Origin of the sequence: Nocardioides endophyticus, from assembly GCF_039543845.1 — a bacterium.
Classification (GTDB): Bacteria; Actinomycetota; Actinomycetes; order Propionibacteriales; family Nocardioidaceae; genus Nocardioides; species Nocardioides endophyticus.
In genome coordinates this window covers 65,452-91,740 of record NZ_BAABKN010000031.1, presented here as the reverse complement: position 1 = coordinate 91,740, position 26,289 = coordinate 65,452, and the positions used below count along the sequence as shown (strand labels likewise).

Annotated in this window: 30 protein-coding genes; 15 read left to right on the top strand and 15 right to left on the bottom strand. The window is 69.4% G+C overall.

What is annotated here, in order from left to right:
• Nucleotides 1-363 precede the first annotated feature (363 nt).
• Complete coding sequence (locus tag ABEA33_RS23245; protein ID WP_345529461.1) at nt 364-927, bottom strand: hypothetical protein; 564 nt, start codon at nt 925-927, stop codon at nt 364-366.
• Between the two features lie 122 nt (nt 928-1,049).
• On the bottom strand, nt 1,050-1,373 hold the full coding sequence (locus tag ABEA33_RS23240; RefSeq protein WP_345529460.1) for a hypothetical protein: 324 nt from the start codon (nt 1,371-1,373) through the stop codon (nt 1,050-1,052).
• Nucleotides 1,374-1,484: 111 nt separating this feature from the next.
• Here ABEA33_RS23240 and ABEA33_RS23235 point away from each other — a divergent pair, with 111 nt between their 5' ends.
• Nucleotides 1,485-2,465, top strand: a complete 981-nt coding sequence (locus ABEA33_RS23235; protein WP_345529459.1) for a hypothetical protein — start codon at nt 1,485-1,487, stop codon at nt 2,463-2,465.
• Nucleotides 2,466-2,724: 259 nt separating this feature from the next.
• Here the strand turns inward: ABEA33_RS23235 and ABEA33_RS23230 are convergent, their stop codons facing one another.
• Complete coding sequence (locus ABEA33_RS23230) at nt 2,725-4,083, bottom strand: AlbA family DNA-binding domain-containing protein (protein ID WP_345529458.1); 1,359 nt, start codon at nt 4,081-4,083, stop codon at nt 2,725-2,727.
• A 320-nt stretch (nt 4,084-4,403) separates the two neighbouring features.
• On the opposite strand from ABEA33_RS23230, the gene ABEA33_RS23225 reads away from it, so the two are divergent.
• Complete coding sequence (locus tag ABEA33_RS23225) at nt 4,404-5,042, top strand: hypothetical protein (protein WP_345529457.1); 639 nt, start codon at nt 4,404-4,406, stop codon at nt 5,040-5,042.
• A 68-nt stretch (nt 5,043-5,110) separates the two neighbouring features.
• Here ABEA33_RS23225 and ABEA33_RS23220 read toward each other — a convergent pair whose 3' ends face one another.
• The 8 genes from ABEA33_RS23220 to ABEA33_RS27545 form a co-directional block, all read right to left on the bottom strand.
• Nucleotides 5,111-6,157, bottom strand: a complete 1,047-nt coding sequence (locus tag ABEA33_RS23220; protein WP_345529455.1) for a chymotrypsin family serine protease — start codon at nt 6,155-6,157, stop codon at nt 5,111-5,113.
• Between the two features lie 12 nt (nt 6,158-6,169).
• Entirely contained in the window at nt 6,170-8,419 is a 2,250-nt protein-coding gene (locus ABEA33_RS23215; protein ID WP_345529454.1) for a hypothetical protein, read from the bottom strand.
• 295 nt (nt 8,420-8,714) lie between these two features.
• Entirely contained in the window at nt 8,715-9,791 is a 1,077-nt protein-coding gene (gene ychF / locus ABEA33_RS23210) for a redox-regulated ATPase YchF (RefSeq protein ID WP_345529453.1), read from the bottom strand.
• Between the two features lie 46 nt (nt 9,792-9,837).
• Nucleotides 9,838-10,695, bottom strand: coding sequence for an MOSC domain-containing protein (locus ABEA33_RS23205; RefSeq protein ID WP_345529452.1), 858 nt, complete (start codon nt 10,693-10,695; stop codon nt 9,838-9,840).
• A gap of 4 nt (nt 10,696-10,699) precedes the next feature.
• Nucleotides 10,700-11,125, bottom strand: a complete 426-nt coding sequence (locus ABEA33_RS23200) for a hypothetical protein (protein ID WP_345529451.1) — start codon at nt 11,123-11,125, stop codon at nt 10,700-10,702.
• Nucleotides 11,122-11,583: a hypothetical protein gene (locus tag ABEA33_RS23195; RefSeq protein ID WP_345529450.1), complete on the bottom strand. Its 462-nt coding sequence runs from the start codon at nt 11,581-11,583 to the stop codon at nt 11,122-11,124. Before ABEA33_RS23195 ends, ABEA33_RS23200 begins: the two co-directional genes overlap by 4 nt.
• Entirely contained in the window at nt 11,538-11,888 is a 351-nt protein-coding gene (locus ABEA33_RS23190) for an MFS transporter (RefSeq protein ID WP_345529449.1), read from the bottom strand. Before ABEA33_RS23190 ends, ABEA33_RS23195 begins: the two co-directional genes overlap by 46 nt.
• A gap of 150 nt (nt 11,889-12,038) precedes the next feature.
• Nucleotides 12,039-12,395, bottom strand: coding sequence for an ArsR family transcriptional regulator (locus tag ABEA33_RS27545; protein ID WP_425577467.1), 357 nt, complete (start codon nt 12,393-12,395; stop codon nt 12,039-12,041).
• Nucleotides 12,396-12,518: 123 nt separating this feature from the next.
• Between ABEA33_RS27545 and ABEA33_RS23180 the strand changes: the two genes are divergently transcribed.
• The 3 genes from ABEA33_RS23180 to ABEA33_RS23170 all read left to right on the top strand — a co-directional run bounded on the left by ABEA33_RS23180 (nt 12,519) and on the right by ABEA33_RS23170 (nt 14,949).
• Entirely contained in the window at nt 12,519-13,310 is a 792-nt protein-coding gene (locus ABEA33_RS23180) for an exodeoxyribonuclease III (protein ID WP_345529447.1), read from the top strand.
• Between the two features lie 104 nt (nt 13,311-13,414).
• Nucleotides 13,415-14,485, top strand: a complete 1,071-nt coding sequence (locus tag ABEA33_RS23175; protein WP_345529445.1) for a DNA recombination protein RmuC — start codon at nt 13,415-13,417, stop codon at nt 14,483-14,485.
• The gene (locus tag ABEA33_RS23170; protein ID WP_345529444.1) at nt 14,482-14,949 is read left to right on the top strand and encodes a DUF6542 domain-containing protein; all 468 of its coding nucleotides are present in this window, start codon (nt 14,482-14,484) and stop codon (nt 14,947-14,949) included. The genes ABEA33_RS23175 and ABEA33_RS23170 overlap by 4 nt, the downstream gene beginning before the upstream one ends.
• Here the strand turns inward: ABEA33_RS23170 and ABEA33_RS23165 are convergent.
• Both ABEA33_RS23165 and ABEA33_RS23160 read right to left on the bottom strand, forming a co-directional pair.
• Complete coding sequence (locus tag ABEA33_RS23165; RefSeq protein WP_345529443.1) at nt 14,895-15,518, bottom strand: L-threonylcarbamoyladenylate synthase; 624 nt, start codon at nt 15,516-15,518, stop codon at nt 14,895-14,897. The two genes, ABEA33_RS23170 and ABEA33_RS23165, sit on opposite strands and share 55 nt — an antisense overlap.
• A gap of 5 nt (nt 15,519-15,523) precedes the next feature.
• A complete protein-coding gene (locus ABEA33_RS23160) occupies nt 15,524-16,525 on the bottom strand; it encodes a 4-hydroxy-3-methylbut-2-enyl diphosphate reductase (RefSeq protein ID WP_345529442.1) in 1,002 nt (333 codons plus the stop codon).
• Between the two features lie 45 nt (nt 16,526-16,570).
• On the opposite strand from ABEA33_RS23160, the gene xseA reads away from it, so the two are divergent.
• The 4 genes from xseA to ABEA33_RS23140 are packed head-to-tail and all read left to right on the top strand — an operon-like array spanning nt 16,571 to nt 19,431.
• Complete coding sequence (gene xseA, locus ABEA33_RS23155; protein ID WP_345529440.1) at nt 16,571-17,806, top strand: exodeoxyribonuclease VII large subunit; 1,236 nt, start codon at nt 16,571-16,573, stop codon at nt 17,804-17,806.
• Nucleotides 17,799-18,017: an exodeoxyribonuclease VII small subunit gene (locus ABEA33_RS23150; RefSeq protein ID WP_345529439.1), complete on the top strand. Its 219-nt coding sequence runs from the start codon at nt 17,799-17,801 to the stop codon at nt 18,015-18,017. The genes xseA and ABEA33_RS23150 overlap by 8 nt, the downstream gene beginning before the upstream one ends.
• 51 nt (nt 18,018-18,068) lie before the next feature.
• Nucleotides 18,069-18,590, top strand: a complete 522-nt coding sequence (locus ABEA33_RS23145; protein WP_345529438.1) for a SigE family RNA polymerase sigma factor — start codon at nt 18,069-18,071, stop codon at nt 18,588-18,590.
• 19 nt (nt 18,591-18,609) lie between these two features.
• On the top strand, nt 18,610-19,431 hold the full coding sequence (locus ABEA33_RS23140) for a hypothetical protein (RefSeq protein ID WP_345529437.1): 822 nt from the start codon (nt 18,610-18,612) through the stop codon (nt 19,429-19,431).
• Here the strand turns inward: ABEA33_RS23140 and ABEA33_RS23135 are convergent.
• Nucleotides 19,428-20,012: a DUF4245 family protein gene (locus ABEA33_RS23135; protein WP_345529436.1), complete on the bottom strand. Its 585-nt coding sequence runs from the start codon at nt 20,010-20,012 to the stop codon at nt 19,428-19,430. The two genes, ABEA33_RS23140 and ABEA33_RS23135, sit on opposite strands and share 4 nt — an antisense overlap.
• Before the next feature lie 34 nt (nt 20,013-20,046).
• Here ABEA33_RS23135 and ABEA33_RS23130 point away from each other — a divergent pair, with 34 nt between their 5' ends.
• From ABEA33_RS23130 to glpX, 6 genes are read left to right on the top strand one after another with little or no spacing between them, the layout of a single operon-like run.
• Nucleotides 20,047-21,288 carry an SLC13 family permease gene (locus ABEA33_RS23130; RefSeq protein ID WP_345529435.1) on the top strand — a complete coding sequence of 414 codons (1,242 nt, stop codon included), beginning with the start codon at nt 20,047-20,049 and terminating at the stop codon, nt 21,286-21,288.
• A gap of 24 nt (nt 21,289-21,312) precedes the next feature.
• The gene (locus ABEA33_RS23125; RefSeq protein WP_345529434.1) at nt 21,313-21,708 is read left to right on the top strand and encodes a TOBE domain-containing protein; all 396 of its coding nucleotides are present in this window, start codon (nt 21,313-21,315) and stop codon (nt 21,706-21,708) included.
• The gene (gene modA / locus ABEA33_RS23120; protein ID WP_345529433.1) at nt 21,705-22,481 is read left to right on the top strand and encodes a molybdate ABC transporter substrate-binding protein; all 777 of its coding nucleotides are present in this window, start codon (nt 21,705-21,707) and stop codon (nt 22,479-22,481) included. Before ABEA33_RS23125 ends, modA begins: the two co-directional genes overlap by 4 nt.
• Before the next feature lie 3 nt (nt 22,482-22,484).
• The gene (locus ABEA33_RS23115) at nt 22,485-23,276 is read left to right on the top strand and encodes an ABC transporter permease (protein WP_345529432.1); all 792 of its coding nucleotides are present in this window, start codon (nt 22,485-22,487) and stop codon (nt 23,274-23,276) included.
• Nucleotides 23,273-24,328, top strand: a complete 1,056-nt coding sequence (locus tag ABEA33_RS23110; protein ID WP_345529431.1) for a sulfate/molybdate ABC transporter ATP-binding protein — start codon at nt 23,273-23,275, stop codon at nt 24,326-24,328. Before ABEA33_RS23115 ends, ABEA33_RS23110 begins: the two co-directional genes overlap by 4 nt.
• A gap of 30 nt (nt 24,329-24,358) precedes the next feature.
• Complete coding sequence (gene glpX / locus ABEA33_RS23105) at nt 24,359-25,381, top strand: class II fructose-bisphosphatase (protein ID WP_345529430.1); 1,023 nt, start codon at nt 24,359-24,361, stop codon at nt 25,379-25,381.
• On the opposite strand, the gene ABEA33_RS23100 is transcribed toward glpX, so the two are convergent.
• Nucleotides 25,346-26,182, bottom strand: a complete 837-nt coding sequence (locus ABEA33_RS23100; protein WP_345529429.1) for an esterase/lipase family protein — start codon at nt 26,180-26,182, stop codon at nt 25,346-25,348. The two genes, glpX and ABEA33_RS23100, sit on opposite strands and share 36 nt — an antisense overlap.
• Between the last annotated feature and the right edge of the window lie 107 nt (nt 26,183-26,289).

Genomic DNA, 26,289 nt, shown 5'->3' with positions numbered 1-26,289 from the left:
GCTAAACGGCGTTAATGCCATCTCGAATCCAACTGGGAGGAAGTGCTTCATACCACCGCGTATCAACCACGAGCTCGAGATGCTCCGATCGTGTCCGAATCCATCAGCCGCGTGTTGCCTCTGTAGGGGCGAGACCTGCCGGCGCACATCATTGCGCCCTTGGACCGAAAATCCGAAAGTGCTGCTTCTCCCCCATTCCGCGCCAAGGCTCGGTCACGCCGGCGACCCACTACGGTCCCCCGGGCGTGAGACTGGCTCTTCTGAGCACGGGTGGTGCGGCGTAGCGTCGCTGACGCGGGTCCGGGATCGGCTGGTCGAAGTGTCATTGGCTGGGGCGCGGCGAGGTCGTCGACTTCGACCGCCTCAAGTTGTCGTGGCAGATCGACCAGACGGACGCCTGGCCGTCGGATCACGCACTGTGCGGGGCTCCGGGTCCGCGAGTCTGGCGAGGCTCGCCGCGAGCGAGGTTGCAACGTCGCCCACATCGGACGCCTCTGCGGAAAAGGCGTCGACATCTGCCTTCGACGGAGCGTCAACGTGTCCCGGCGTCTTCGCGTTGAGGAGTTTTCCCGAAGGATGATCGCTGTCGGACATGGACGACCATCCCTGCTCCCGCATCACCAACCAAAGGTCCATGATCGCTGCGGAGTGCGCCCATACGTCCCGACGCGCCTTCAGACTTCGGAGGCCAACACAGAGGTCCCTCGCGTCGCTCTTGACCTCCGTATACGCCCGACCAACATTCTTGAGCCAGTCGGTCAGGACACCTGAGTTCGATGAGAAGGTCAGATAGTCGGTGCTCATCGCCACTCCCCAATTGCCGTGGGCAGCCATCACGACATGTCCGGCCTCCAGCTCGACGCGCGCGTATACGTGGCAAACCCGCCCGATCAGGCCTTCCAACTCGGGGTCCTCTGAGAACTGCATTCGCTGCCACCCTCGACGTCTTGTCGGTCTGCGAGCTTCTATCTCGAACTCACGCCATCATGACCGAAACAACAAGAAGACCCGGACTGGCGGCCGGGTTCTTCTGTGCGTGGGGCCAGCCGTCAGCCCGCCGGACCATCTGGGCCTGCGGATCCACGTCCTACGACAATGTCTTCACGGAACACCCGAAGGGGCGCCTGAGCCGAACTCGTGACGAGCCTCGCGTCAGTCTCTGCCTTGCCGAGCAGTGCCGCCGCGGTGGGGTTGGAGTTCCTCAGAAGCAGCAGGCGGGGCTGACTGATCGCGTCCTGGGCATCACGGTCGGTCGCCATCGGCCTGACTTCACAGGCGTAGACCTGAGCGGCGAAGGAACCGCCACCGGCGCCCTCGGCGCCCGGCTTGAGCTTCGCGAGCGTGTGGTCGGGGATGCCGTCGTACTCGTTCACCAGGGAACGAACCGTCGGTGTAGTCGTCGCCCCTGTTGAGCGTGTTTACCCCCAAGAAGGTCACATGTTGCCGGGAGAGAATCGGGAACGCGCGCCGGGCTCGCCCCTGGGATGGTAAGACTGGCCCACATCGGAGAGGGGCATCGTGGCTGGCAAGACACGCAGCAGCACCGGTCGGCGAAAGTCAGTTGCCGCAGGGACGTCGCAACCTCGAAGCGCTATCACGGGTCGCTTCGTCAAGAAGGCACCTTCTGGACGCACGGCGGCCAAGACGACGGCCGCGAAAAAAGCCGCCCCCTCGAAGAAGACGGCCGCGAAGAAGCAACCCGCGAAAAAAGCCGCCCCCTCGAAGAAGACGGCCGCGAAGAAGCAACCCGCGAAAAAAGCCGCCCCCTCGAAGAAGACGGCCGGCGAGAAGGCGTCGTCGGGCAGGTACGCCCCCGCGAAGAAGGCCTCGGCGAAGAAGGGGGGCCACACGGGCGGCTTGGGTGCATCATCGGGAAGTCGACCGTCTCGGCCGAAACCGGGTGGCACGCCGAGCACAGGTCCACAGTCGTGAGCCGACTGCCTCGCGGCGCGGGAGGCTGGTTTGCGTTCCTGACTGTGTGCTTGATCTGGTTGAAGCGCAGTGGCCCGAAGCCTGCTCCCCTGCCCCGGCAGGACGATTCACCAACACCTGACGAGCCCGTGCCCTGGTTGGCGCGGGACACGGCCCTCAGCGCCTACTACGCCGCAACAGCGACCGTCAGCACAATCGTCCGACAACTAGCCTTCGTTGGGATCGCAGTCGTCTGGCTCTTCAGCGGGGTTGATCTGAAGACCGGCGAAGGCTTGGACATTCCGCATGACCTTCTGTTGCCCGGCGTCCTTCTCATCGCAGCGCTGATCCTAGACCTCGTGCAGTACGTCGTACGGACGGTCATCTGGGGAATCTGGAGTTGGCACCTCCACCGCCGGCAGGACGCCGAAAGACAACTTGCGCCGCGCTGGTTCAACTGGCCGACGCTGGTGCTCTTCTACTCAAAGATCATCTGCATCGGTTGGGCCTACGTCTTGCTTGGGCACTATCTCTACGACCTAATGCCCGATTGAAGACTCTGCCACCGCCGCGACGCACAACCTTCGAGGGGAGCCCGGACACAGATCACCAAGCTCGCGTTCGAGCGAATCCCGACTGCGTCTGCCGCCGAGGGGACTGCTGTACGGATCAGCGGACTTAGCCCATTCCGCCGCGTCACGGCGCCACAATGACACGCGCAGCGCTATTGGTTCGAGCCCACGGCGCCGAGCCCAGGGCCACTAAGGCCGACGCGGCCCAGGCCCAACCGTTGCAAGCGAGGCGCGGACAGTCCTACCCGTCTACTGAGCCTTCGTTAACCGGGATAGCGTGTGACGCCGCCCAGGCTTCCACCATCGGCCAGGCCTGGTGGCTCCAATAGCGATGCCGTACTTCGCCTTCGGTTGAGAGTTGGCCGAGTTCGGGTATGCCTGCGCCTTGCGCGAGTTCGTCGCACATGCGGGCCGCTAGGCGCACGAGATCCGGGCCGGGGTTGGCGAGATCATCGAGCGCTGCCGCTCCGATCGCCGCAATCGAGGGCACCACGTTGGTGCTGCGAGATTGAGCGAATCCTCGACGCACATGACCGATTGCGACGCCGCTCTTCAGATCTTCTGAGAGCACACGAGTGCCGACGATGCAACCCCCGCTCGCGGCCGCATCCTCCGCATGGCGCCCAAGGCGGGTGAGGCCGGTCAGGACAGCCGCGACTAGACTTTCGTCGTTGATCAAGGTGGCTTCGTGCCTTATTTCTGGCACCGATTGGCTGCGTTCCCGTAGGTCTGGAACTTGCAGAGCATAGGAACCGCACCCGTCGGCGTGCAGTTCAATGGATACCCAGCGCGACGACTGGGCACGGGAAGCGTCCTCGCTTGTGCTCCCGTCAGCCCGTAGCCGACGCCAACCAACGTCGGCTCTTTGAAAGCGCACGCTCATTGGCGTAACGGACCAGGCTTCCTGGTTCAGGATCGACTCTCGGAAACGGTGCACGGACTCTGTCGTGAGCGCCAGGTCGCCGGCCACGTCCGGTACCAGCGTTACGACCACCCACGGGCGGTCTCTTCTCAACCGGGTGAGCGCCTGGCTCTCGACTTCGCAGCGGCGGTCCTGCTGCTGCCCCGCGCTCGAGAAGCGGCTCCTGTAGGCGAAAGCAACCTCGGGCTCGGACAGGTAGCGAGTGGTGCTGCCGTTGCGTTTCGGGAACCGCAGTCCATCGTTGATCAAGACGGCGTGGGGAGCGCTTGGGCTCGGAGGTACGCAGACTACGAAGAACCCTGTTTGCTCGTCGTCGTTCTTTGGGATGAGCGAGATGTCGAAGGCAGGCAGCGGCGCGACGAGGCTCGCAACGATCTGGCGCATTCGACTTGCCTCGCCGTCGCTGAGCACAACGCCAGGAGCAGAGCTCGCGCGGGCTCGTGAGTCTTCCTGTACGCCGACGATGAGCATTCCGCCGGCAGTGTTCGCCAGCGCTGCGACGTCAGAAGCGAGCGCACGCCGGTCCGCGTCCGACCTGCCATAGAGCGAGCCTTTGAAGTCGAGGTCAAACTCCTCGCCCACAGCGCTATCAACTAGCAGCGCGATGTGATCGGCAGTCAGTGTCGCCAGCGTGGTTCCGAAGAGCGCTTCAAGACGCCGCGACCGGAAGGTTGTCACGCCCATATGGTGACGGACCCTCGCTCGGCGCGCCGGAAAATCTGACGCTCGACCCACGACGATGGGCAACCTCGACGAGACGCTCGGCGTCTGCACCTTCGCGCCGCGTTCACTCGTTGCTCCGCGGTTGAAGCGACGTTGACGCCACGAAGCGCCAGCACCGCCACTGCGGGATACCGCGCAAGCTCGACGTCGAGGGTCTCCGCGCCGATCCGGCCGGCGGCACCGCGCCGTTTCGAGATGCGTCTATCCACCGCGTGTCCGCGCATCCCAGGGAAATAGCCGGATAGGCGAGCGGGAGCAGCACTAGTGTGCGTGCCGTGGGAGCGAAGACGGCCGCCGAGCTTGCGGCGGAGTTGGAACTGCGCAGACTCAAGGACGACTTCCATCGTGCCGAACGCGCTCGCGAAGAGGCCGAGCGCGCCGAGTGGTACAGGCTCTTGGAGATCGCCGAGAAACCCGTGGCTGAGGACCTCAGGTCGATGGGGCTCGACGTGGACAGCGCGTGGGACCTCTACCTGATCCCGGACTCGCGTCCGAAGGCAATCCCCGTTCTGCTAAAGCATCTTGCACTCGACTACCCAGACCGCGTCCTGGAAGGCATCGCCAACGCACTCAACGACCCCACGGCCCGTCCATGGTGGGCAGACCTGCGAGAAATGATGCTCAGCACCCACCGCGAAGCAGTCCGAGATCGGCTTGCAGCAACACTGAGCGGTATCGCGACCAGGGTCCACTACACCGACCTTCTGGACTTTCTCGGCAACGACAAGCTCGGGTCGAATCGGATCTACTTTCTGAGACCCGTCAATCGCATCGGCAACCGGATCAGCCCCGGTCAGGGTCGAGCCGTCATCGAGACCGTCGCCGACGATCCCATCTTGGGTGTGGAAGCAAACCGGATCCTGGATCCTCAGAGGTCGGAGCCGGAGCCAATAGGCATCCTCATCCCGCGTTGAGCGCGACCGAGGGACTGCGGCGTTCCACCGCCATGGTTCCACAGCTCGGCCGAACGACAACAAACGCGTCAGGTCAGGACGCAGCCAAATTCGGCACAGACCGAATCTATGTCCTGAACGTAGCTGATCGACGAGGGGCATCCGGCGACCGTGCCCGCTGCGCCGACGACCGTCCCGATCACCACCGCGCCGGACGTGACGGCTGCGCCGGAGTGGCCGGGCTCAGAGAATGCGCCCCTGGGGGAGGAGACCATGTAGCAGTCGCACCAGGAGCTGCCGGTCGTCGCTACCCACGCTGCGTAGCCCACGACGTGACCGGAGCCCGCTGAGCCCGTCGTGACCCGACTGACGGGGGCGGTGTGCCCGGCCCCGCCCTGGGGGCCGAGGCTGCCCGTCGGAACCCCGGTTGCGTCGAGGATGGCGCCGTCGATAGCCCCCCGCAACGTCGCCGCCCGGCTAGTGCCGATGCCTCGTGGCACCTCGGACTTGAAGATCGTTAGGCGAACTGGCCCTCCGGGTTGGTCCACGTTCACTGTTCCGAGGGGGTCGGGCACCACGTGGCCAGCGGTGAGGAAGCCAGGCGTGCTACGTCCATGGTTGTCGGCGTAGGTGATTGGTGCTCCCACCCGGCCGGTGAGCGGTGTACTCGCGCCGGCAGCGGACCAGTTCGTGACATCGCCGCTCGTGACAGCGTTCGGGGATGGGGGCAGCGTCGCGCGAAGTACCGTCCCGTGCGGGACTTCGATCCCGAGTGTGGTCGACAGGGCGTGGGCGGCCCATTCGGCCTCGTCGGAGGTGAGGACAGGGCTACGACTGCCCAAGCGGCGCATGTCGCGGTCCAACCAGGCAGGATCGAGCAATAGTTGGTGCCGGAAGAACGATTCGCCGCGGTACTCCAACGCGGTCGCACCGACGCCGTACACACCCCAGCCGTCTGCGACGTCCAGTACGCATCGCACACCGTCCGGAAGATATGGCGACGTCGGGTCCGGGCGATCGTCGATGCGGTGTAACACCTCGTGAGCGACCTGATCCACGGTCGACGGGTCGACGTCGCGGTGCGCAAACGGATGCCAGTGCGGTCCCTGGCCGTACAGGTAGTGCTTCAGTGACATCGCTGGCCTCTCCTATTGAGTCTGCCCTCGGCCCTGGATGACTGTGGCGACCTGCTTGATGGCCTCGGCGGTGACTGCTCCCCACAGCAGAGCCGTCAGGTAGTCGCCGGCTGTACCCCAAGTCGCATCGGGCACGTAGAGCGCGACCATTCCTGAACCGACCGCGAGTACGAACGCGACCAACAGCAGGAAGCGGTCGTCCGCCGAAAGGGCCCGTCGCGCGCGTTTGAGCCGGCCGACCGCAGTGTCCGCTGTGCCGGACCACCTGCCCAGGACTTGGCTGTCGTGCTCGCTGACAACTCTCGCCTCTAATGTCTTGGGACCGTCAGCGAACATGTGCTGCACCTTGAGTTCGACCACTTCGCCGGCCGCACCCTCAGCGGTGTTGGCAGAACTCGTGGAATTGTCGCTGAACTCCCAGTGGTAGCGCTCGTTGTCCCGCGCCAGGGTTGCCGAGACGCGAACCATGACGAGGTCGTCGCGATCGACGCGTAGCTTCTCTGTGGGATCCTCCAACGCCTTGAGGTGACGGATCCAGTCGCGTACGCGCGACCCGACATCATCGAGGCCCCGAACGGCTTGTGGTGTAGCCGCCTGCTGATCGGCGACAAGAGGCGGCGCATCTGCGGACGGTTGTAGCGCTTCCACCTTCGTCTGAAGCTCGGCGGCGGTCTTCCGCACAGCCTCGACCTCGGCCTCGCTACTGCTCTGGACCAGTCGAGGCCCCAGCCCCTCCCACTCCTCGGTGACCTCGGTGACGTCACAGTGCGCGGCCGCTCGCTCCCCGATGGCGTCGCGGAGAGAACTGAGGCTCTCAGCGACGGCGACGGCCTTCATGCGGGTCGTAGCTGCAGTTCCGGCGGCCTGGCTCAGGTGGGTGACACGAGTCGTCGAATCGGCGACGCTCTGCCCGGGGACGAATAGGGGGTTCGGCTCGTCGACCAAGGCCGAGAGCCAGGTCGGATCCCGGTCGATGGCGTCGCCGTACAAGACCTGCAGCACCGAGCGCAGCCCCATCGCGTTCTCGATCTCGGCACGGACACCGACCCGAGTAGAGTCCGCGGTCTCGGCGAAGGTCTCGATCGCCGACAAGTCTGTCTCGGCTTTGACAGGGTCGGACGCATAAGTGGACGAAAGGCCGTCCAGATGCTGCTTGACGTAATCGTGGATGCGGTAGCGGCACGCCCAAGGCTGGTCACCTTCGCCCAGGAGCCACTGGCTCTCCCGGCTGGCGACCTCGCGCCGGACCTCCGCCACCGCAACGGAATGGAGCGCACTGCGCCGGCGCTGCGCGTACAGCACGCTCACCAGGAATCCGATCAGCACGCCGACTGTCACCGCAGCGACGGCCCACCCCCAGTAGTCGTGCACGGTGACAGTCGTCTTGATCTCCCCACCGCCTACGGACGGCTGGGTGTCCACAGTGCCCGTGTAGTTCCCTGCCCGGTCCAGCCCAGAAATTGTCAACGTGGCGGCTTCGCTCACGAGGAGGCCGTTGCCGCCCGTGTCGCCTGCGAGCGTGGCGCCCGATCGGCCTGAGTTCGGTGGCGCGATCGTGTTGGAGACCTCAGGGACGTTCGGATCCGCCTTCTCGACGAACTGCGCGACCGTCACGCCCACCACCAGGAGGGCAGCGGTTAGCCCAAGGAGCGCCAGGATGGACGCGACGAATGCCCACAAGCCGTCCTTGGCCCGCTGACCCCGATAAGCCAGTACGCCGAGGACAGCGACGACCGCGACACCCGCCACCACCAGCCACCAGTCCCGGTTCTGGGCGGGGACGGGCCGGACAAAGGAGGGGACCGCACTTACGGCGGATACCTTGAGCTGTTCGAACGTGCCTGGAACGAGAACGCCGGGCTCCTGCGGCGCGACGCCGACTAACTTCACGGCAAGCCGCTCCAGAGTTCCGTCGGTGCCGGTCAGCACAAGCGTTCCGGTCGTCGGGGGAGGTTCGGCGTCCACGCGGAGGGTGAACGATCCCGCCGCTCCGGCTGCAAGCACCTGCGAAGCCGAGGAAGGGTGGAGGTGTGGGGCAGCGTTCCCAACCACGGTGAGCGTGTACGTGACTTGCTCGGTGCCCGTGTTGATGATGTCGACCCCGACCGGGTCGGCCGTGGGGTTAGTCAGGTCGATGACGACCGGCTGGTCGTCGAGGAAGTGCCCGGCCGGGTCAGCCCCAGACGGCGGCGCCCAACCCAGCATCAGAGCCGTTACGGCGACAAGGACCGCAACGAGTCGCCCCACCAGGACCCTGGCCATCCCAACAACCTAGCCTTCTCGGGCCCGGGCTGACAGAGACAACTCCTATCGAGAACACCGAGTATGTGCCGACAGATTCCGGAGTACGCGAGGAGGTCCGACGGTTACCTGGTCTCGTGACACCAGCGTCATATCACCGCCAAGGGGCAACGCCACGACGCTTGTTCGACCCGATCCGAGCCTTGCGATCTTGACTCCACCACAGCCGTAACTGGGCAACGTCGCTGAACTTCTTGCGGACTGTGTGCGGACTCAGAAGGGTCACACCCCCTCTGACCTGCACAAACGCGCCAATTCAGACGTTGAAGCGGAACTCCACCACGTCGCCGTCGGCCATCACGTAGTCCTTGCCCTCCATGCGCACCTTGCCGGCCTCCTTGGCCTTGAGCATGGAGCCGGCGGCGAGCAGGTCGCCGAAGGAGACGATCTCGGCCTTGATGAAGCCGCGCTGGAAGTCGGTGTGGATCACGCCGGCGGCCTCGGGAGCGGTCGCGCCCTGGGGGATCGTCCAGGCGCGGGTCTCCTTGGGCCCGGCGGTGAGATAAGTCTGCAGGCCGAGGGTGTCGAACCCGACGCGGGCCAGGGTCTCGAGGCCGGGCTCGGTCACACCCATCTCGGCGAGCATCTCGCGCGCCTCCTCGTCGTTGTCGAGCTCGACCAGCTCGGACTCGAACTTCGCGTCGAGGAAGATCGCCTCGGACGGCGCGACCAAGGCGCGCATCTTGTCCTTGAGCGACTCGTCGGAGAGCTCGTCGGCATCGCAGTTGAAGACGTAGATGAAGGGCTTCGCGGTGAGCAGCGAGAGCTCCCGGATCAGGGACCGGTCGACCTTGGTGGCGATGATCGGCGTACCCGCCTCGAGGTGGCCGAGCGCCTCCTTCGTCGCGTCGAGTACGGCGGCCTGGGACTTGTTCATCCGGGCCTCCTTCTCCAGCCGCGGGATCGCCTTCTCCACGGTCTGCAGATCGGCCAGGATCAGCTCGGTCTGGATCGTCGAGATGTCGTTGCTCGGGTTGACCTCACCATCGACATGGGTGACGTCCTCGTCGCGGAAGACCCGGGTCACCTGGCAGATCGCCGCCGACTCACGGATGTGCGAGAGGAACTTGTTGCCCAGTCCCTCACCCTCGGAGGCGCCGCGCACGATGCCGGCGATGTCCACGAACTCCACCGTCGCCGGCAGGATCTTGGCCGACCCGAAGAGCTCAGCGAGCTGCGGCAGCCGGCTGTCCGGGACGCCCACGACGCCGACATTGGGCTCGATGGTCGCGAACGGGTAGTTCGCGGCGAGCACGTCGTTCTTGGTGAGCGCGTTGAAGAGGGTGGACTTGCCCGCATTGGGGAGTCCGACGATGCCGATGGTGAGTGCCACGGGCGGTCACTTTACGGGCGTACGACGACCGCGCCCCAATCAGCGCTCAGACCGCAGGACGGATCGGCCCGGCGCCCGGTGCGACCGCGTCGAGGACCTCGACCTCGTCGCCCACCCGGATCGTCACACCGGCGGTGTCCGGGACCAGGTTGACCCCGAACCAGGTGGCGCCGTCCCAGCGCCGGATCCGGGCCAGCGAGGCGATCGGCTCCTTCTCGCGTACGGCGGTGTCGGGGTCGATCGTCGTGATCACGCAGCGGGCGCAGCCCTTGACGGCCCGGAAGACCGCGTCGCCGATCCGGATCCGGCGCCAGCCGTCCTCGGCCCAGGCCTCCGAGCCGGCGATCACCACGTTGGGGCGGAAGCGCGTCATCGGCAGCGGCGCGTGGGCACCTGCGGAGCGCTCGACGATGACATCGTTGAGGGCGGCCAGCGATGCCTCGGTCGCCACCAGCAGCGGGTAGCCGTCGGCGAAGGAGACCCGATCGTCCGGCTCGCTGAACTCCGGACTGGTCGCCCGCCTCGTGGGGTCGTCGAGATAGACGAGCCGAGCCGGTTGGCCGAGGGCCTTGCTGAACCAGGCGTCCGCCTCTGGACCGGCCGGGGCTGCGGTCAGCTCCGACTTCCACAGGTCGACGGGGGTCTGCGTCCGCGGGTCCGGGGTCGAGATCGTGAACGGCGGCAGGTCGGGCGCCGCGACGATCAGGCCGTCGGCGGTGAGCTCGGGATGCACCAGCAACAACTGGTTGGCTTCGCGCGCCGTGATCGCCGAGCCGGCCTCGTCGACCAGCATCCAGCGGCGGTCTCCGGCCAGCCCCCAGGGCTCGACGACCGCGGAGTCGACGGACTCGCCGCGGCAGGACTTGACCGGGAACCGGTGGATCGAGGCGAGGCTCAGTGGCACGCGATCAGGATAGGTGCGGGTCCGCCGTACCGAGGAGTTCGGAACGCCGGGACCACCCGTAGCGCAGCGCGGTCAGCGAGAAGACCAGCGTCATCCCGACGATCCCCGCCTCGACCGCACCGCCACCGCCGGAGGTGAAGATGCCGTGCTCGAGGTCGTAGAGGAGGTCCATGCCGAAGAGGTACATCCCCGCCGAGCCCGCACACAGGATCCAGAAGAGCGCCATCGGCGTACGCCGGGTCAGCGTGACGAGCGCGCCCAGGCAGGCGAGGCCGAGCCAGAGGTCGGCGAGCGGGAAGGCGTTCTCGAACTCGTAGTAGGCCGAGCGGTGCGAGCTCGCCAGGATGTCACGGTCGGTGAACCAGATCGCCCAGTAGGCGATGTCGATGACGATCGCGATCACGAGCATCACCTGCACGATCCTTCTCATGAGCGCGATCCAACCAGTTCCAGGTCGGGGCGGAGGCCGATCGCCCGGATGGCCGGTCGCGACTGTGGCAAGAGCATCAGGACGGCCATTGCGAGTCCGTACGCCGCGCAGGCAGCCCCGACGCCGTACGCCGCGACCAGCGCGCCGAACCCCGCCATCGCCGTCGGCATCAGCACGTCGGCGCCCGCACCCCCCTCGCCCTGCGCCCGGAGCGCGACGCCGAGCGCCAGCGCCGGCGACACGGCGAGGTTGAGCCCCGACAGCGTCAGCACGAGGACGCGGGTCGTCGGCTCGTCCCGCAGGTGGCCGAACCCGCACACCATCCCGCGCAGCACCCGCTCGGCCTCGGCTCGCGGCAGCGGATAGCGCGGGCGCAGCACCAACGCCAGGTAGCCGACGACGACCGCGAACGTCACCGCGTTCGCGACCGCACTCCCGCCCAGACCCCACGTGGCCACCACCACTCCGCCGAGCGCAGCCCCCGCCATGCTGCCCAGGCGGATGGCCGTCTGGCTGGCGCCGGCGTACGCCGGAGCTGCTCGGGTGGGACGAGCTGGCGCGAGATCGTCGCCACAGAAGGCTGGTAGAGCGCGTCGCAGAGCCCGAAGGCCACGGCGGCCGCGATCAGCACGGGGACCGTCGTACCGGCCACGATCACCCACAGCGCCGTCGCGACGAGGACCGCGATCCGAACGACGTTGACGACCAGCATCACGAGGCGCGGCTCGCGCCGGTCGGCCACCACTCCCCCGAGCAGCAGCACCAGCGCACGCGGGATGGTGCCGGCGGCGACGACCAGGCCGGCGACGGCCGGGCTCGCGCGGCGTACCGTCGTCGGTGTCGATGCCCGCCTGCCAGCCGCGGACGACGTCGAGCAGCGCGTCCCGAAGGCCGGCGAGCTCGTCGGGCGTCGTCAGCGCGAGGAAGTCGGCGCTGAAGGCCGCGCGCCGCCAGGCGGGGTCGGCGCGCTCGGACGCCCGCTTCCAGGCCGCGAGCTTGCCGAGCTGGTGCTCGACGTCGAGCCGCTCGGCCGCCTTGGCCTGCGCGCGGTCCGCGACGTCGTCCGCGAAGTCCTCCACCGACCACGAGATCGAGGACTGCTCCAGGCCACCAGCTGGTGCGGCCGTCGGTGGCGAGCTCGGGCGGGCGCGACGATGCCGGCCCTCTCGATCATCCGCAGGTGGTGGCTGATGCTGCCGACCTGCTCCCCGAGCTCCCGCGCGAGCGTCCCCACCTGGGTCGGACCGTGCAGGTAGAGGTAGTCCACCATCCGCCGTCGGGTCGGGTGGTGGATCGCCCGCAGGGTCTCGATCGAGGTCACGTCCGGGACGGTAGACGGCACCACCGACCTCTACAGGAGTTCTCGTACGACTCGGGCTCTAGGCTGCACGTCGTGCGCATCGCGACCTGGAACGTCAACTCTCTCCGGACCCGGATCGACCGCGTCGAGGCACTCCTCGACCGCCACGAGATCGACGTGCTGGCCCTCCAGGAGACCAAGGCACGCGAGGAGCAGCTGCCGCTGATGGGGCTCCAGGCGCGGGGCTACGAGATCGCCGCGGCCGGGACCAACCAGTGGAACGGCGTCGCGATCCTCAGCCGGGTCGGGCTGGAGGACGTGCAGATCGGGTTCCCCGGGCAGCCCGGGTTCACCAAGGAGCTCGACACCCCGGCGGAGGCGGAGTCGCGGGCGATCGGCGCCACCTGCGGCGGCGTACGCCTCTGGTCGCTCTACGTGCCCAACGGCCGCAAGCCCGACGACCCGCACTACGTCTACAAGCTGGAGTGGTACGCCGCGCTGCGCGAAGCCGCCCGGGACTGGCTGGGCGCGGACTCGGTGCTGGTCGGCGACTGGAACGTCTGCCCCACCGACGACGACGTCTTCGACGTCACCCAGTTCAAGAACTCGACGCACGTGACCCCCGCCGAGCGCGCCGCCTTCTTCGCCTTCATCGAGGACGGCTGGGCCGACACGGCGAAGCCGTACGACGCCGGCTACACCTACTGGGACTACTACCGGCAGCGCTTCGAGCGCAACCGCGGCCTGCGCATCGACTTCCTGCTCGGCTCGCCGTCGCTGGCGGCGCGGGTGACCGGCGCCTTCGTGGACCGCGACGAGCGGGATCCGGCCCAGGGCACCGGCGCCCCCTCCGACCACGCCCCGGTGATCGTGGACCTCGACTGACGCCGAGACCGTCGAGTGACGTGAATTCGCCCTTCTGAAGGTGATCTGGGGGCGATCTCACGTCGCTCGACGGCAATGTCGGTGGCCACCCCCATGCTGGGGCCATGGAGATCCTGACGCTCTTCCTCACGCTGCTGGTGGGCCTGGCCCTCGGCGCGGTCGTCGGTGTGCTCTGGTCCCGGTCGCGGCCGACCTACACGGCCGGCGTCGTGGACCAGGCCGAGGTGATGCAGGGGCTGGACCGGCTCAGCGACCAGATGCAGGACCTGGACCACCAGCGCGCCTCCTGGCAGGGGCAGCTCAACGAGCAGGTGCTCGACATGCGGATGACCGCCGAGGGGCTGCGCCGCGAGACGCAGTCGCTCTCGACCGCGCTGCGCAAGCCCCAGGTGCGCGGCCGGTGGGGCGAACTCCACCTGCGCAAGGCCGTCGAGCTCGCCGGCCTGGTCGACCGGTGCGACTTCGCCGAGCAGGTGCGCTTCGACGACGGGGCGCGCCGCCCCGACCTCGTCGTACGGCTGGTCGGCGGGCGCAGTGTGGTCGTCGACGCCAAGGTACCGCTGGACGCCTACCTCGACGCCACGTCCACCGACGACGAGGACGACCACCGCCGCCACCTGGTGCGGCACGCGGGCCAGCTGCGCACCCACGTCGACGCACTGGGCGCGAAGCGCTACTGGCGATCGCTGGAGGAGAGCCCGGAGTTCGTCGTGCTCTTCGTCCCGGCCGAGTCGTTCCTGGCCGCGGCGCTCGAGACCGACCCCACCCTCATCGAGTACGCCGCGGCGCGGCAGGTCGTGCTCGCGACTCCCACCACCCTGATCGCCCTGCTCCGCACGGTCGCGCACGGCTGGGGCCACGAGGCGCTGGCCGATCAGGCGCGGGAGATCCACCGCGTCGGCCGCGAGCTCCACGAGCGACTGTCCAGCATGAACGGCCACCTCGACCAGCTCGGCCGCTCCCTCAACGCCGCCGTCGGCCATTACAACCAGACCGTCGGCTCCCTCGAGACCCGGGTCCTGGTCTCTGCTCGGCGCTTCGGAGACCTGCCCGCACCTCGCCAGGTCGAGGCGGCGACGCGCTCCGTCGACGGAGTCACCAGCGCCGGCCTGCACGCGGTCGACCGGCGCGGCGCCGACGACGACGGTGCCGCGGACCATAGCGTGGCCCTGTGAGCCAGAGGACCCTCTGGGAAGAGGGGCACGAGTCCGGCCGTCAGGTCGTCGTGCTCGGGGTCGCGCTCGCCCTCACCTTCACCGCGCTGGACCTGCTGGTCTTCGGCCGGCTCACCGTCCTCTTCGACATCGGCTTCGTGCTGATGTGCGTGGCCGTCGCGCTGCTGGTGCGACCGTCGGACTTCTTCACCGTCGGCGTGCTCCCGCCGCTGCTGATGGTCGGCGCGTTCGTGCTGATCGGGGTCGCCCAGCCGGACCTGGTCGCCGACGCCGGTGACGGGGCCATCCAGGCAGTCGTCAGTGGGCTGTCACACCACGCCGGTGCGCTGATCGTCGGCTACGCGTTGTGCCTCGGCGTGCTCGCCATCAGGCATCGGGTGCTCCGACACCGGGTGCCGGGGCAGCGGACTCAGGCCTCGAACCGGCCCGCGTCGCCGGCTCCGACGCGCACGACCTCGGGGTAGCCCTCCGACCAGTCGATGACGGTGGTCGGCTCGGCCAGGGTCTCCCCTGCCTCGACGACGACGTCGACCTGGTGGTCGAGCTCCTCCTTGATCTCCCAGCCCATGCTGCGCGGCTCGGTCTCACCGGGCAGGATCAGCGTGCTGGTCAGCAGCGGCTCGTCGAGGGTCTCCAGCAGCGCCTGGACGAAGACGTGGTCGGGGATGCGTACGCCGACGGTCTTCTTCTTCGGGTGCATCAGCCGCCGCGGCACCTCCTGGGTCGCCGGCAGGATGAACGTGTAGGGCCCCGGGGTCGCCGCCTTGATCGCCCGGAAGGCCGTGTTGTTGACCTGGACGAAGTGCCCCAGCTGGGCGAAGTCACGACACATCAGCGTGAAGTGGTGCTTCTCGTCGAGGCCGCGGATCCGCAGGATCCGGTCCCTGCCGTCGCGGTTGCCGAGCCGGCAGCCCAGCGCGTAGCCGGAGTCGGTCGGGTAGGCGATCAGCTGGTCGTCGCGCAGCGCGTCGGCGATCTGGGCGAGCAGCCGGGGTTGCGGGTTGTCCGGATGTACGTCGAGGTAGCGGGCCATCGTCTCTAGACCCGACCGGCGGCCTTAAGGTCGCGACGCAGCTCGTGCGGGAGCGCGAAGATCAGCGACTCCTCCGCGCTGTGCACGGCCTGCGCGTCCGGGTAGCCGCGCTCGGCGAGGTAGGCCAGCACTCCGTCGACCAGTGCCTCGGGCACGCTCGCGCCCGAGGTCACGCTGACGGTGCGGACGCCGTCGAGCCAGGCCTCGTCGATCTCGGAGGCGTCGTCCACGCGGTACGACGACCTCGCGCCGGCCTCCAGGGCGACCTCGACGAGGCGCACGGAGTTGGAGGAGTTGCCGGAGCCGACCACGATCACCAGGTCGGCGGCCGGGGAGATCTCCTTGACCGCGAGCTGGCGGTTCTGGGTGGCGTAGCAGATGTCGTCGCTCGGCGGGTCGAGCAGGTCGGGGAACCGCTCGCGGATCGCAGCCACCGTCTCCAGGGTCTCGTCGACCGAGAGGGTCGTCTGCGAAAGCCACGCGACGCGCTTCGGGTCGCGGACGACGATGCCGGGCACGTCGGCCGGGCTCTGCACCAGCTGGATGTGGTCGGGTGCCTCGCCCGCCGTACCCTCGACCTCTTCGTGACCGGCGTGGCCGATCAGCAGGATGTCGTAGTCCTCGGCCGCGAACCGCTTCGCCTCGTGATGGACCTTGGTCACCAGCGGGCAGGTCGCGTCGATGGTCTTGAGCGAGCGCTCGTCGGCCTGGCGGTGCACCTCCGGCGAGACGCCGTGGGCGGAGAACACCACGGTCTGGCCGGCCGGCACCTCGTCGAGCTCCTCGACGAAGATCGCACCGCGCGACTCGAGGTCGGCGACGACGTGCTTGTTGTGGACGATCTGCTTGCGCACGTAGACGGGCGCGCCGTACAGGTCGAGCGCCTTCTCCACGGTGATCACTGCCCGGTCGACGCCGGCGCAGTAGCCGCGCGGTGCCGCCAGCAGCACGGCCTTCTCGGCCGCCTCCGGCGACAGGATCGGCGGCATGCCCATGTCGGTCGTCATGGTGTCCATCCTAGGTGCGTCGGTGCGATCCCCTAATCTCGCCGCATGGCCATGGAGACCTCGCTCGAGTCCCCGGCCCCGGTGCGCCAGATCGCCAATGCGATCGCGGGCTGGGTGGACCGACTCGGTGCGGTGTGGGTCGAGGGCCAGGTCGCGCAGGTGAGCCGCCGGCCGGGGATGAGCACCGTCTTCATGACGCTGCGCGACGCGGTAGCCGACATCTCGGTGACGGTGACCTGCTCGCGCACGCTCTTCGACAGCCTCAACCCGCCCGTGGTCGAGGGCGCGTCGATCGTCGTCAACGCGAAGCCGTCGTACTACGCCAACCGCGGCACCATCTCCCTCTACGCCCGTGACATCCGGATGGTCGGCCTCGGCGAGCTGTTGGCACGCCTGGAGCGCCGCCGCCAGCTGCTGGCCGCCGAGGGGCTCTTCGCGCCCGAGCTGAAGCGGCCGCTGCCCTTCCTCCCCGGCACCGTCGGGCTGGTCACCGCCCCCAACAGCGCGGCCGAGCGCGACGTGCTCGAGAACGCCAAGCGGCGCTGGCCGGCGGTCACCTTCGAGGTGGCGTACGCCGCCATGCAGGGCCAGCGCTCGGCGGCCGAGGTGATCGAGGCGGTGGAGCGCCTCGACCGCAACCCCGCCGTCGACGTCATCGTGGTCGCCCGCGGCGGTGGCTCGGTCGAGGACCTGCTGCCGTTCTCCGACGAGGCCCTGATCCGCGCGGTGCACGCGGTCCGCACCCCCGTCATCTCCGCGATCGGCCACGAGCCCGACCAGCCGCTGCTCGACCTGGTCGCCGACGTCCGTGCCTCGACGCCGACCGACGCCGCGAAGCTGGTCGTCCCGGACGTGGCCGAGGAGCAGCGCGGCGTCGTCCACGCACGCGACCGGATCCGCGGCGCCGTCCGCGGCTGGCTGGCGCGTGAGCAGGCTGGGCTGGACGCGCTCCGCTCGCGGCCGGCACTGGCCGACCCGCGCACCCTGCTCGACGCCCGTCTCGACGAGGTCGTCCAGCTGCGAGACCGGGCTCGCCGTACGTTGAGCCACTCGCTCGACCGGGCCGCCGACGACGTCGGTCACCAACGCGCCCGGGCTCGAGCGCTGTCTCCCCTGGCCACCCTGCAGCGCGGGTACGCCGTGCTCCAGGACGCCGACGGCCACGTCGTCACCTCCATCGAGGGGGTGGCCGCGAAGCAGCGGATCAGCGTGCGGGTCGCCGACGGCCGCATCCACGCCACGACCACCAGCACCACCCCCACCGAGGAGCACGATGGCTGAGAAGAAGGCCGCGAAGACCGAGACGCCGTCGTACGAAGCCGCGCGAGAGGAGCTCATCGACGTCGTACGCCGCCTGGAGGCTGGGGGTACGACGCTGGGGGAGTCGCTCGCACTCTGGGAGCGCGGCGAGGCGCTGGCCACGATCTGCCAGGACTGGCTCGACGGCGCCCGGAAGCGGCTCGACGCCGCGATCGAGGCCGACGACGAGTAGTCCGACCCGGACTGCAACGTTTTGCGCACCGCGCCCCTCTAGACGGGTGTGATGACCGATCTGCTGGACGAACCGGTGACAGCCGTGCGACGACCCGAGAGCTTCGAGGAGTTCGTCGTCGCGACCGGCGACCGGATGCTGCGCACCGCGGTGCTGCTGACCGGTGACCGCCATGCCGCCGAGGACCTGGTGCAGAGCGCGTACGCTCAGGCGTTCTCGCGGTGGCGGCTGGTGAGCCGCGCCGACAACCCCGCGGCGTACACGAGGATGATCCTGACCCGGCTCTTCCTCTCCGACCGGCGCCGCAAGCGGGTGCGTGAGCTGCCGCTGCTCGAGGGTGCCGACGCCCCGGCGGCGTCCGGCGACCCGTCCCTGCGGCTGTCGCTGGTCGACGGGCTCGGCACCCTGCCGCCGCTGGACCGGGCGGTGCTGGTGCTGCGCTACTTCCACGACCTGCCGGTCGCCGAGGTCGCCGACCAGACCGGCCTGTCCGAGTCCGCCTGCCGGACCCGCGCCTCCCGCGCGCTGGCCCGGCTGCGCACCCACTTCCCCGACCTGGCCGACGAGGCCTGAGAGACCCGAGGACCTGACCATGAAGCTGCACGACTCCCTGGACCACGCCGTCGCCGACGTGTCCGCCGACCTGCCCGCCCTCGCCGTCGCCTCGCGCAACCAGGGCCTCTCGATCCGGCGTCGCCGCCGGGCTCTCGCCGCCGTCGGCTCCGTGGCTGCGGCCACCGTGCTCGCGGTCGGCGCCTATGCCCTGGCGCCCGGCCTCGACGGCGGCGCCGACCGGGGCGTAGCCACCGACCTCGCGGCACCCGTCGTCCGCGGGCCGCTGAGCGGGGAGACGGCGACGGCCACCAACCGCAGCCTCGCAGCAGCGCTCGCCGTGACGGTCGACAACGTGGCCGACGGGACCGTCGGGCGGTTCCAGGGCGCAGCCCACCGCCACGAGGGTTTCGCGTCGCTGCTGTTCCAGCCCACTGCAGGGTCAGGCCCCGCCGGGGAGGTTATGGTCAACATCCAGCCGATCGGGATTGCCGGGCGCCCTCCGTACACCTGCGACGAGTACCTCGATGAGTGGGCGGCCACCTGTGCTGTCAGGCAGCTGCCGAACGGCGACATCCTGCGCACCTACAGCGAGGACGACGACACCGAGTACGGCGTCGGGTCGCAGCGGCTGGCGGTAGAAGTGCTCAGCCCCGGGCGCCGGCTCCGGGTCGTCGTGAACGCCCTGAACACCAACCCGTGGGCCGAGGGCGAGACGCGTCGGGCCCCGGTCTTGAGCACCGAGCAAGCGACCCAGATCGCAACCCAGCCCTGGTGGAACCGCACGACCCTTCCCGCCGAGTACGTCGAGGCCGGCGAGCTGCTCCAGGACTTCGCCGACGCGAACGCCGACGAGTCCTAGGGAGCGTCGGTGAGCGGAGCGTCGGTCAGCGACTCGACGAAGCTCCGCAGGGCGTCGGGGTCGCCCGAGCTGTAGACGAGCACGGTGTCGTCGCCGTGCTCGGCCGTGTAGGCATGGTCGCCGTCGGTGTCGACCCACGCGGTCCAGGTCGCGACGTCGGTCGTGAGCTCGGCGTCGTCGTCGTCGGTCACACCGGCGCCGACGTACTTCGTGAGTAGCTCGCGCTCGCCGGTGTCCTCCTGGTGCAGCCCGGCGGTGCGCTCGTCGTCGGTGGTGAAGACCAGGTCGAGCGACGGCCGGTCACCGGGGACGAAGCTCGCGTCCTTCACGAACCAGCCGTCGGGGAGCTCGGGCGGGTAGAGCGGGTTCAGCCCGGCCTGCTGCACGCTGCTGATGAGCTCGAGGTAGTCGATGTGGGCAGGCTCGTAGTCTGGGGTCTCTCGGAACGTCCCGCGAAAGGCGACGATCGCGAGAACGGCCACGACCAGCACGATCATCGAGCCGATCAGACCACCGGTTGACCGGGTGTAGCGGCCCGGCTTCTCCGGCTGCGCCGGCTCGGGCTGGGTCGGCTCACTCACGCGAGCAGTTTCCCAGGTGGCCTACTGTCGCCCCGTGCCGGCCCTCGATCTGATCCCCGTGGCCGCACTACTCGCCCTGCTGGTCACGGCGTACGCGCACCCGTCCGGCCGGGTCGAGGCCGGGGTCGGCGTGCTCGCCGCACTCGCGACCCTGGCCACCGGCATCCTCGTCTGGTCCGACGTCGAGGACACCCTGCGGCACCTCGGACCGGTCGTGCTCTTCCTCGTGACGATCCTCGTCGTCGCGGACGTCTGCGCGCGGGCCGAGCTGTTCGCCGCGGCGGCCGCACGGGTGCGCGATGCCGGCGGTGGCCGCGCGGTGCCGATCTTCACGGGCGTCTTCCTGCTCGCTGCCGCGGTCACGGCGGTGCTGAGCCTCGACGCGACCGTCGTGCTGCTCACCCCGGTCGTGGTCGCCGCCGCGGTCAGCAGCGGTACGTCGTACCGCCCCGGCGCGCATGCCTGCCTGCGGATGGCCAACTCCGCCTCGCTGCTGCTCCCCGTCTCCAACCTCACCAACCTGCTGGCGATGCCGCACCTCGACCTCACCTTCGGCGGGTTCGCCCTGGTGATGGCGCCGGTGCTCGCGGTCGTGCTGGTGGTCGAGTACGTCGCACTGCGACTGCTCTTCCGCCGCGACCTCGCCGCGCCGGCCGGGCCGGTGCCGGGACAGGTGGAGGAGGCACCGCCGCTCCCCCGGACGCCGCTCGTCGTCGTGCTGCTGATGCTGGTCGGCTTCGGGGTCGGGTCACCGCTCGGCGTCGAGCCGTTCTGGATCTCGGGCGCGGCTGCGGTCGTCCTCGTCCTCTGGGCGCGCCGGCGGCAGCTGCTGACCACCTCCGACGCCGTACGCGCGGCCCATCCGGCGTTCGCGCTCTTCGTGCTGTCCCTCGGCGTGGTGGTCGCGGCCCTGGCCACCGGCTTCCTGGGTGACTGGGTGAGCGACGTGCTGCCCGACGGCACCGACTTCGCGAGCCTGCTGCTGATCGCCGTGCTCGCGACCGTGCTCGCCAACCTGCTGACGAACCTCTCGGCCACCCTGCTGCTCGTCCCGTTGCTGGCACCGATGGGCGACACCGCCATCCTCGCGGCGCTGCTCGGTCTCAACATCGGCTCCGGGTTGAGCTACACCGGCTCACTGGCCAACCTGCTCTGGCGCCGCGGCATGGTCCGGCTCGGTCATCCGCCGTCGCTGCGCGAGTTCCACCGGGTCTCACTGCTCGTGACGCCGATCAGTCTGGCGTCCGCGGTTGCGGCGCTTTCACTGGTCACCTGACCGCATCTGCGGCATGATCTCCGCGTGACGACGTACCGGATCGCGGAAGCCGCCGAACTGCTCGGCGTCAGCGACGACACCATGCGCCGCTGGGTCGAGGCCGGCCGGGTGGCCAGCACCAAGGCCGACGGCCGCACCGTGGTGCCCGGCGTCGACCTCGCCGCGCTCGCCGAGTCGCTCGCCGACCAGCCCGACCGGGAAGCCACCCGGGCGGCCGCCGTCAGCGCCCGCAACCGGCTCGCCGGGATCGTCACGAAGGTCAAGACGGACACCGTCATGGCCCAGGTCGAGCTGATCTGCGGTCCCTACCGGATGGTCTCGCTGATGAGCTCGGAGGCCGCCGAGGAGCTCGGCCTCGAGCCCGGCGTACGCGCTATCGCCTCCGTCAAGTCCACCAATGTCGTCGTGGAGCGCCCGTGAAGAGCCTCGTCCTGACCGCCGTCCTGGCGCTCACCCTCCCCCTCGCCGCGTGCGGCAGCGACTCCGACGGCGACGCCGGTGGTGGCAGTGGTGGTGAGACCACCACGCTGACCGTGTACGCCGCGGCGTCGCTCACGGCGACCTTCGAGGAGATCGGCAAGAAGTTCGAGGCCGAGCACGACGGCGTGAAGGTGGAGTTCGACTTCGGTGGCTCCTCCAACCTGGTCACCCAGATCCAGGAGGGCGCCCCGGCCGATGTGTTCGCGTCCGCCGACACCGCCAACATGGACAAGCTGGTGGACGCCGACCTCGCCGGGGGCGACCCGCAGGACTTCGCGACCAACACCCTCGAGATCGCCACGCCGCCCGACAACCCGACAGGTGTGGCCAGCTTCCAGGATCTGGCGAAGAAGGGGCTGCAGCTGGTCATCTGCGCTCCCGAGGTCCCGTGCGGGGCCGCGACCCAGACGATGGCCGACAACCTCGGCGTGACGCTGAAGCCGGTCAGCGAGGAGCAGTCGGTGACCGACGTGCTCGCCAAGGTGACGTCGGGCGAGGCCGACGCCGGCGTCGTGTACGTGACGGACGTGACCGCGGCCGGCGACGCCGTCACCGGGGTCACCTTCCCGGAGTCGGGCGATGTCGTGAACACCTACCCGATCGCGCCGGTCGAGGGCACCGACGCCGAGGATCTCGCCGACGACTTCGTCGAGTTCGTCCTCGGCGACACGGGCCAGAGCATCCTCGCTGACGCCGGCTTCGGGCAGCCTTAGGGAGTGGCGACGAGGCAGCGGCAGGTCGGGCTCCCCGCCTGGATCTTCGTCCCCGCCGCGCTCGGCGCCGCGCTGGTCCTGCTCCCGCTCGTCGGGATGGGGTCCCGGGTCGAGTGGGGCAGCTTCTTCGAGCTGGTCACGTCCGACTCGGCGCTGACGGCGCTGTCGCTGAGCCTGCGTACGTCGCTGGTCGCCACGGTCCTGTGCCTGCTGCTCGGCGTACCCATGGCGCTGGTGCTCGCGCGCACCAGCTTCCGCGGCCAGGGACTCGTGCGCTCGCTGGTGCTCCTCCCCCTCGTGCTGCCTCCTGTGGTCGGCGGCATCGCGCTGCTCTACACGTTCGGCAGGCGCGGCCTGCTGGGCAGCGAGCTCGACGCGCTCGGCATCCAGATAGCGTTCTCCACGGCGGCGGTCGTGCTGGCGCAGACGTTCGTGTCCCTGCCGTTCCTGGTGGTCAGCCTGGAGGGGGCGCTGCGCAGTGCCGGCGCCCGCTACGAGGAGGTCGCGGCCTCGCTCGGAGCCCGGCCGACGACGGTGTTCCGCCGGGTCACCCTGCCACTGGTGCTCCCCGGCCTGGTCTCGGGTGCGGTGCTGTCCTTCGCCCGGGCACTGGGTGAGTTCGGCGCGACCATCACGTTCGCCGGCAGCCTCGAGGGCACCACCCGCACGCTGCCGCTCTTCATCTACAACCTGCGCGTCGTCGACCCGGACGCCGCCGTCGCCATGTCGCTCGTGCTGGTGGTGGTCGCCGTGCTGGTCATCGCCTTCGCCCGACCGGGGCGGAGCACCTGGTGACCCTCGAGCTCACCGCCCAGGTGACGGAGCGCGACGTCGACGTCGCGCTCGACGTCGCCGACGGCGAGACCGTCGCCGTGCTCGGGCCCAACGGCGCCGGCAAGTCCACCCTCCTGGCCGTGGCCGCCGGCCTGCTCCGGCCCGACAGCGGCCGGGTCGTCCTCGACGGAGTCGAGCTGACCAGCGCCGACGTCTGGGTGGCCCCGCACGCGCGGCGGATCGCCCTGCTGGCACAGGACCCCCTGCTCTTCCCGCACCTGAGTGCGCTCGAGAACGTCGCCTTCGGGCCCCGCAGCCGCGGCATCCACCGCCGTACGGCGCGCGAGCAGGCCCGTGCCTGGCTGGAGGACGTCGGGGTCGCGGAGCTCGCCGACCGGCGCCCCGGCCAACTGTCGGGAGGCCAGGCCCAGCGGGTCGCCGTGGCCCGCGCGCTGGCCGCCGACCCCCGGGTGCTGCTGCTCGACGAGCCGATGGCGGCGCTCGATGTCGCCGTACGACCCGCGCTGCGCCAGACGCTGCGTCGGGTACTGGCCGACCGGACCGTCGTCCTGGTCACCCACGACGTCCTCGACGCGCTGCTGCTGGCCGACCGGGTCGTGGTGGTCGACGGCGGCCGCGTCGTCGAGGCGGGTCCGACGACCGACGTGCTGACCCGCCCGCGCAGTCCCTTCACGGCTCGGATCGCCGGGCTCAACATGGTCCGCGGCACCTGGCGCGACGGCGCCGTCGACGGGCCCCACGGGATCGCCGTGAAGGGGCTGACCACCGACCCGGCTCCGGCCACCGGCGACTCGGTCGTGGCGGTCTTCCGGCCCAGCGCCGTCTCGGTCTTCCGCGAGCCGCCCGGCGGCAGTCCTCGCAACACCATCACCACCACGGTGTCCGACCTGGAGCCGTTCGGCGACCAGGTGCGGGTGCGGGCCGCCACTCCAGACGGGCAGAGCCTCGCCGCCGACGTCACGACCCTGGCGGCGGCCGAGCTCGACCTCGCGCCCGGGCTCGAGGTGGTCTTCAGCATCAAGGCAACCGAAGTGTCGATCTATCGCACCTAAAGGGAAATCCGTGACCGATAGAGTTCGCCCATGACCGAGCCAGAGAGCCTGTCCCCCGCTCCGCAGTCGCCCGATCGCAACCTCGCCCTCGAGCTGGTCCGGGTGACCGAGGCCGCCGCCATGGCCGCCGGTCGTTGGGTGGGACGCGGTGACAAGAACGGCGCCGACGGCGTAGCGGTCAACGCGATGCGGGTGATGATCTCGACCATCGGCATGGACGGCGTCGTCGTCATCGGCGAGGGTGAGAAGGACAACGCCCCGATGCTCTACAACGGCGAGCGGGTCGGCGACGGTACCGGCCCTGAGTGCGACGTGGCGGTCGACCCGATCGACGGCACGACGCTCACGGCCAAGGGCATGAGCAACGCCGTCGCCGTGCTCGCGGTGGCGCCGCGCGGCTCGATGTACGACCCCTCCGCCGTGTTCTACATGGACAAGCTCGCCGCCGGCCCCGAGGCCGCCGACGTGGTCGACATCCGCTACCCCGTCGCCGAGAACATCCACCAGGTCGCCAAGGCCAAGGGCGGCAAGCCCGAGGACGTCACCGTCGTGCTCCTCGACCGCCCGCGCCACGAGAAGCTGGCCCACGAGATCCGCGCGACCGGCGCCCGGATCAAGTTCATCGTCGACGGCGACGTCGCCGGCGCCATCTCCGCGGCCCGGCCCGACAGCGGCATCGACCTGCTGCTCGGCGTGGGCGGCACCCCCGAGGCCATCATCACCGCGTGCGCGATGAAGGCCATGGGCGGCGTGATCCAGGGTCAGCTCTGGCCGCAGGACGACGCCGAGCGACAGAAGGCCATCGACGCCGGGCACAATCTCGACTCCGACTTCGTGCTCACCACCGACACCCTCGTGACCGGAGACGACTGCTTCTTCGTGGCCACCGGCATCACCGACGGCGACCTGATGCGCGGCGTCCGCTACTACGCCGGCGGCTGCACCACCGAGTCCCTGGTGATGCGCTCGCGCAGCGGCACGATCCGCAAGATCAGCTCGGAGCACCAGCTGCAGAAGCTACGCGCTTTTGCCTCGATCGACTTCGACAGCTGAGGCACTCGAGGTCCGCAGCAGGCTGTCCGCGACCACGTCGATGACACGGGGGTCGAACGCCATGCCCAGGTGCGAGGCGGTGACCTCGACCTGGCGGGCGACCGGGTCGACACAGGCCCGCCAGTCGACGATCCCGTCGCGTCGGGAGTAGACCGCAGTGAAGCCGATGCCGGCCGGCATCGGCGCGCGGCACTCCTCGAAGCTCTGCCGCGCACACGATCCCGCCACACAGTCCTCGGCCATCAGGCCGGGCACGCCGGCCTTGCTCAGCCGCACCAGCATCTCGACGCTCGCCGACAGCGAGCGGTGGTGTGCGCCCGGCGCGAGCATCGGGCTGCCGAGGGTGATCACGTTGGAGACCAGGTCGGGGCGGCGTACGGCGACGCCGCGGGCGAGCATGCCGCCCAGGCTGTGCCCGACGACCTGCACCCGGGAGCCGCGCCGGATCGCGATCGACTCCAGCCGTCCCTCGAGCTGCGCGGCCGCGTTGAGCGTGCAGCCGATGTTGGCGTGGATGTGGGAGCGGTAGGTGCGGAAGCCCTGAGCCCGCAGCGCGCGGGACATCAGCGCGAGCGTGCCGTCACCGGCAAGGAACCCGGGCACCAGCAGCACCGGGTCGCCGAGGCGCGAGCCCGCCCGCTCGGCGTACGACGTCTCGCGGCGGGACCGCCGGTCGCCCGCCGCGCGGAGCGCGAAGCGACCGAACTCGACGACCGCGCTGCTCTCGCGCAGGACCGCGCCGACCGCGGGGGCGGCGAAGCCCTCCGGCAGCAGGAAGTCGGCCAGTGCGTTGCTGCGCATGTGATCCACGCTACGGGGCAGCGCCGACACATTCTCGGTTTTCGGTCGCGATTTGTCCCAAGTTCGGTACGGCACGCCGCCTACCCTCCCGGCACCGGACCCACGGA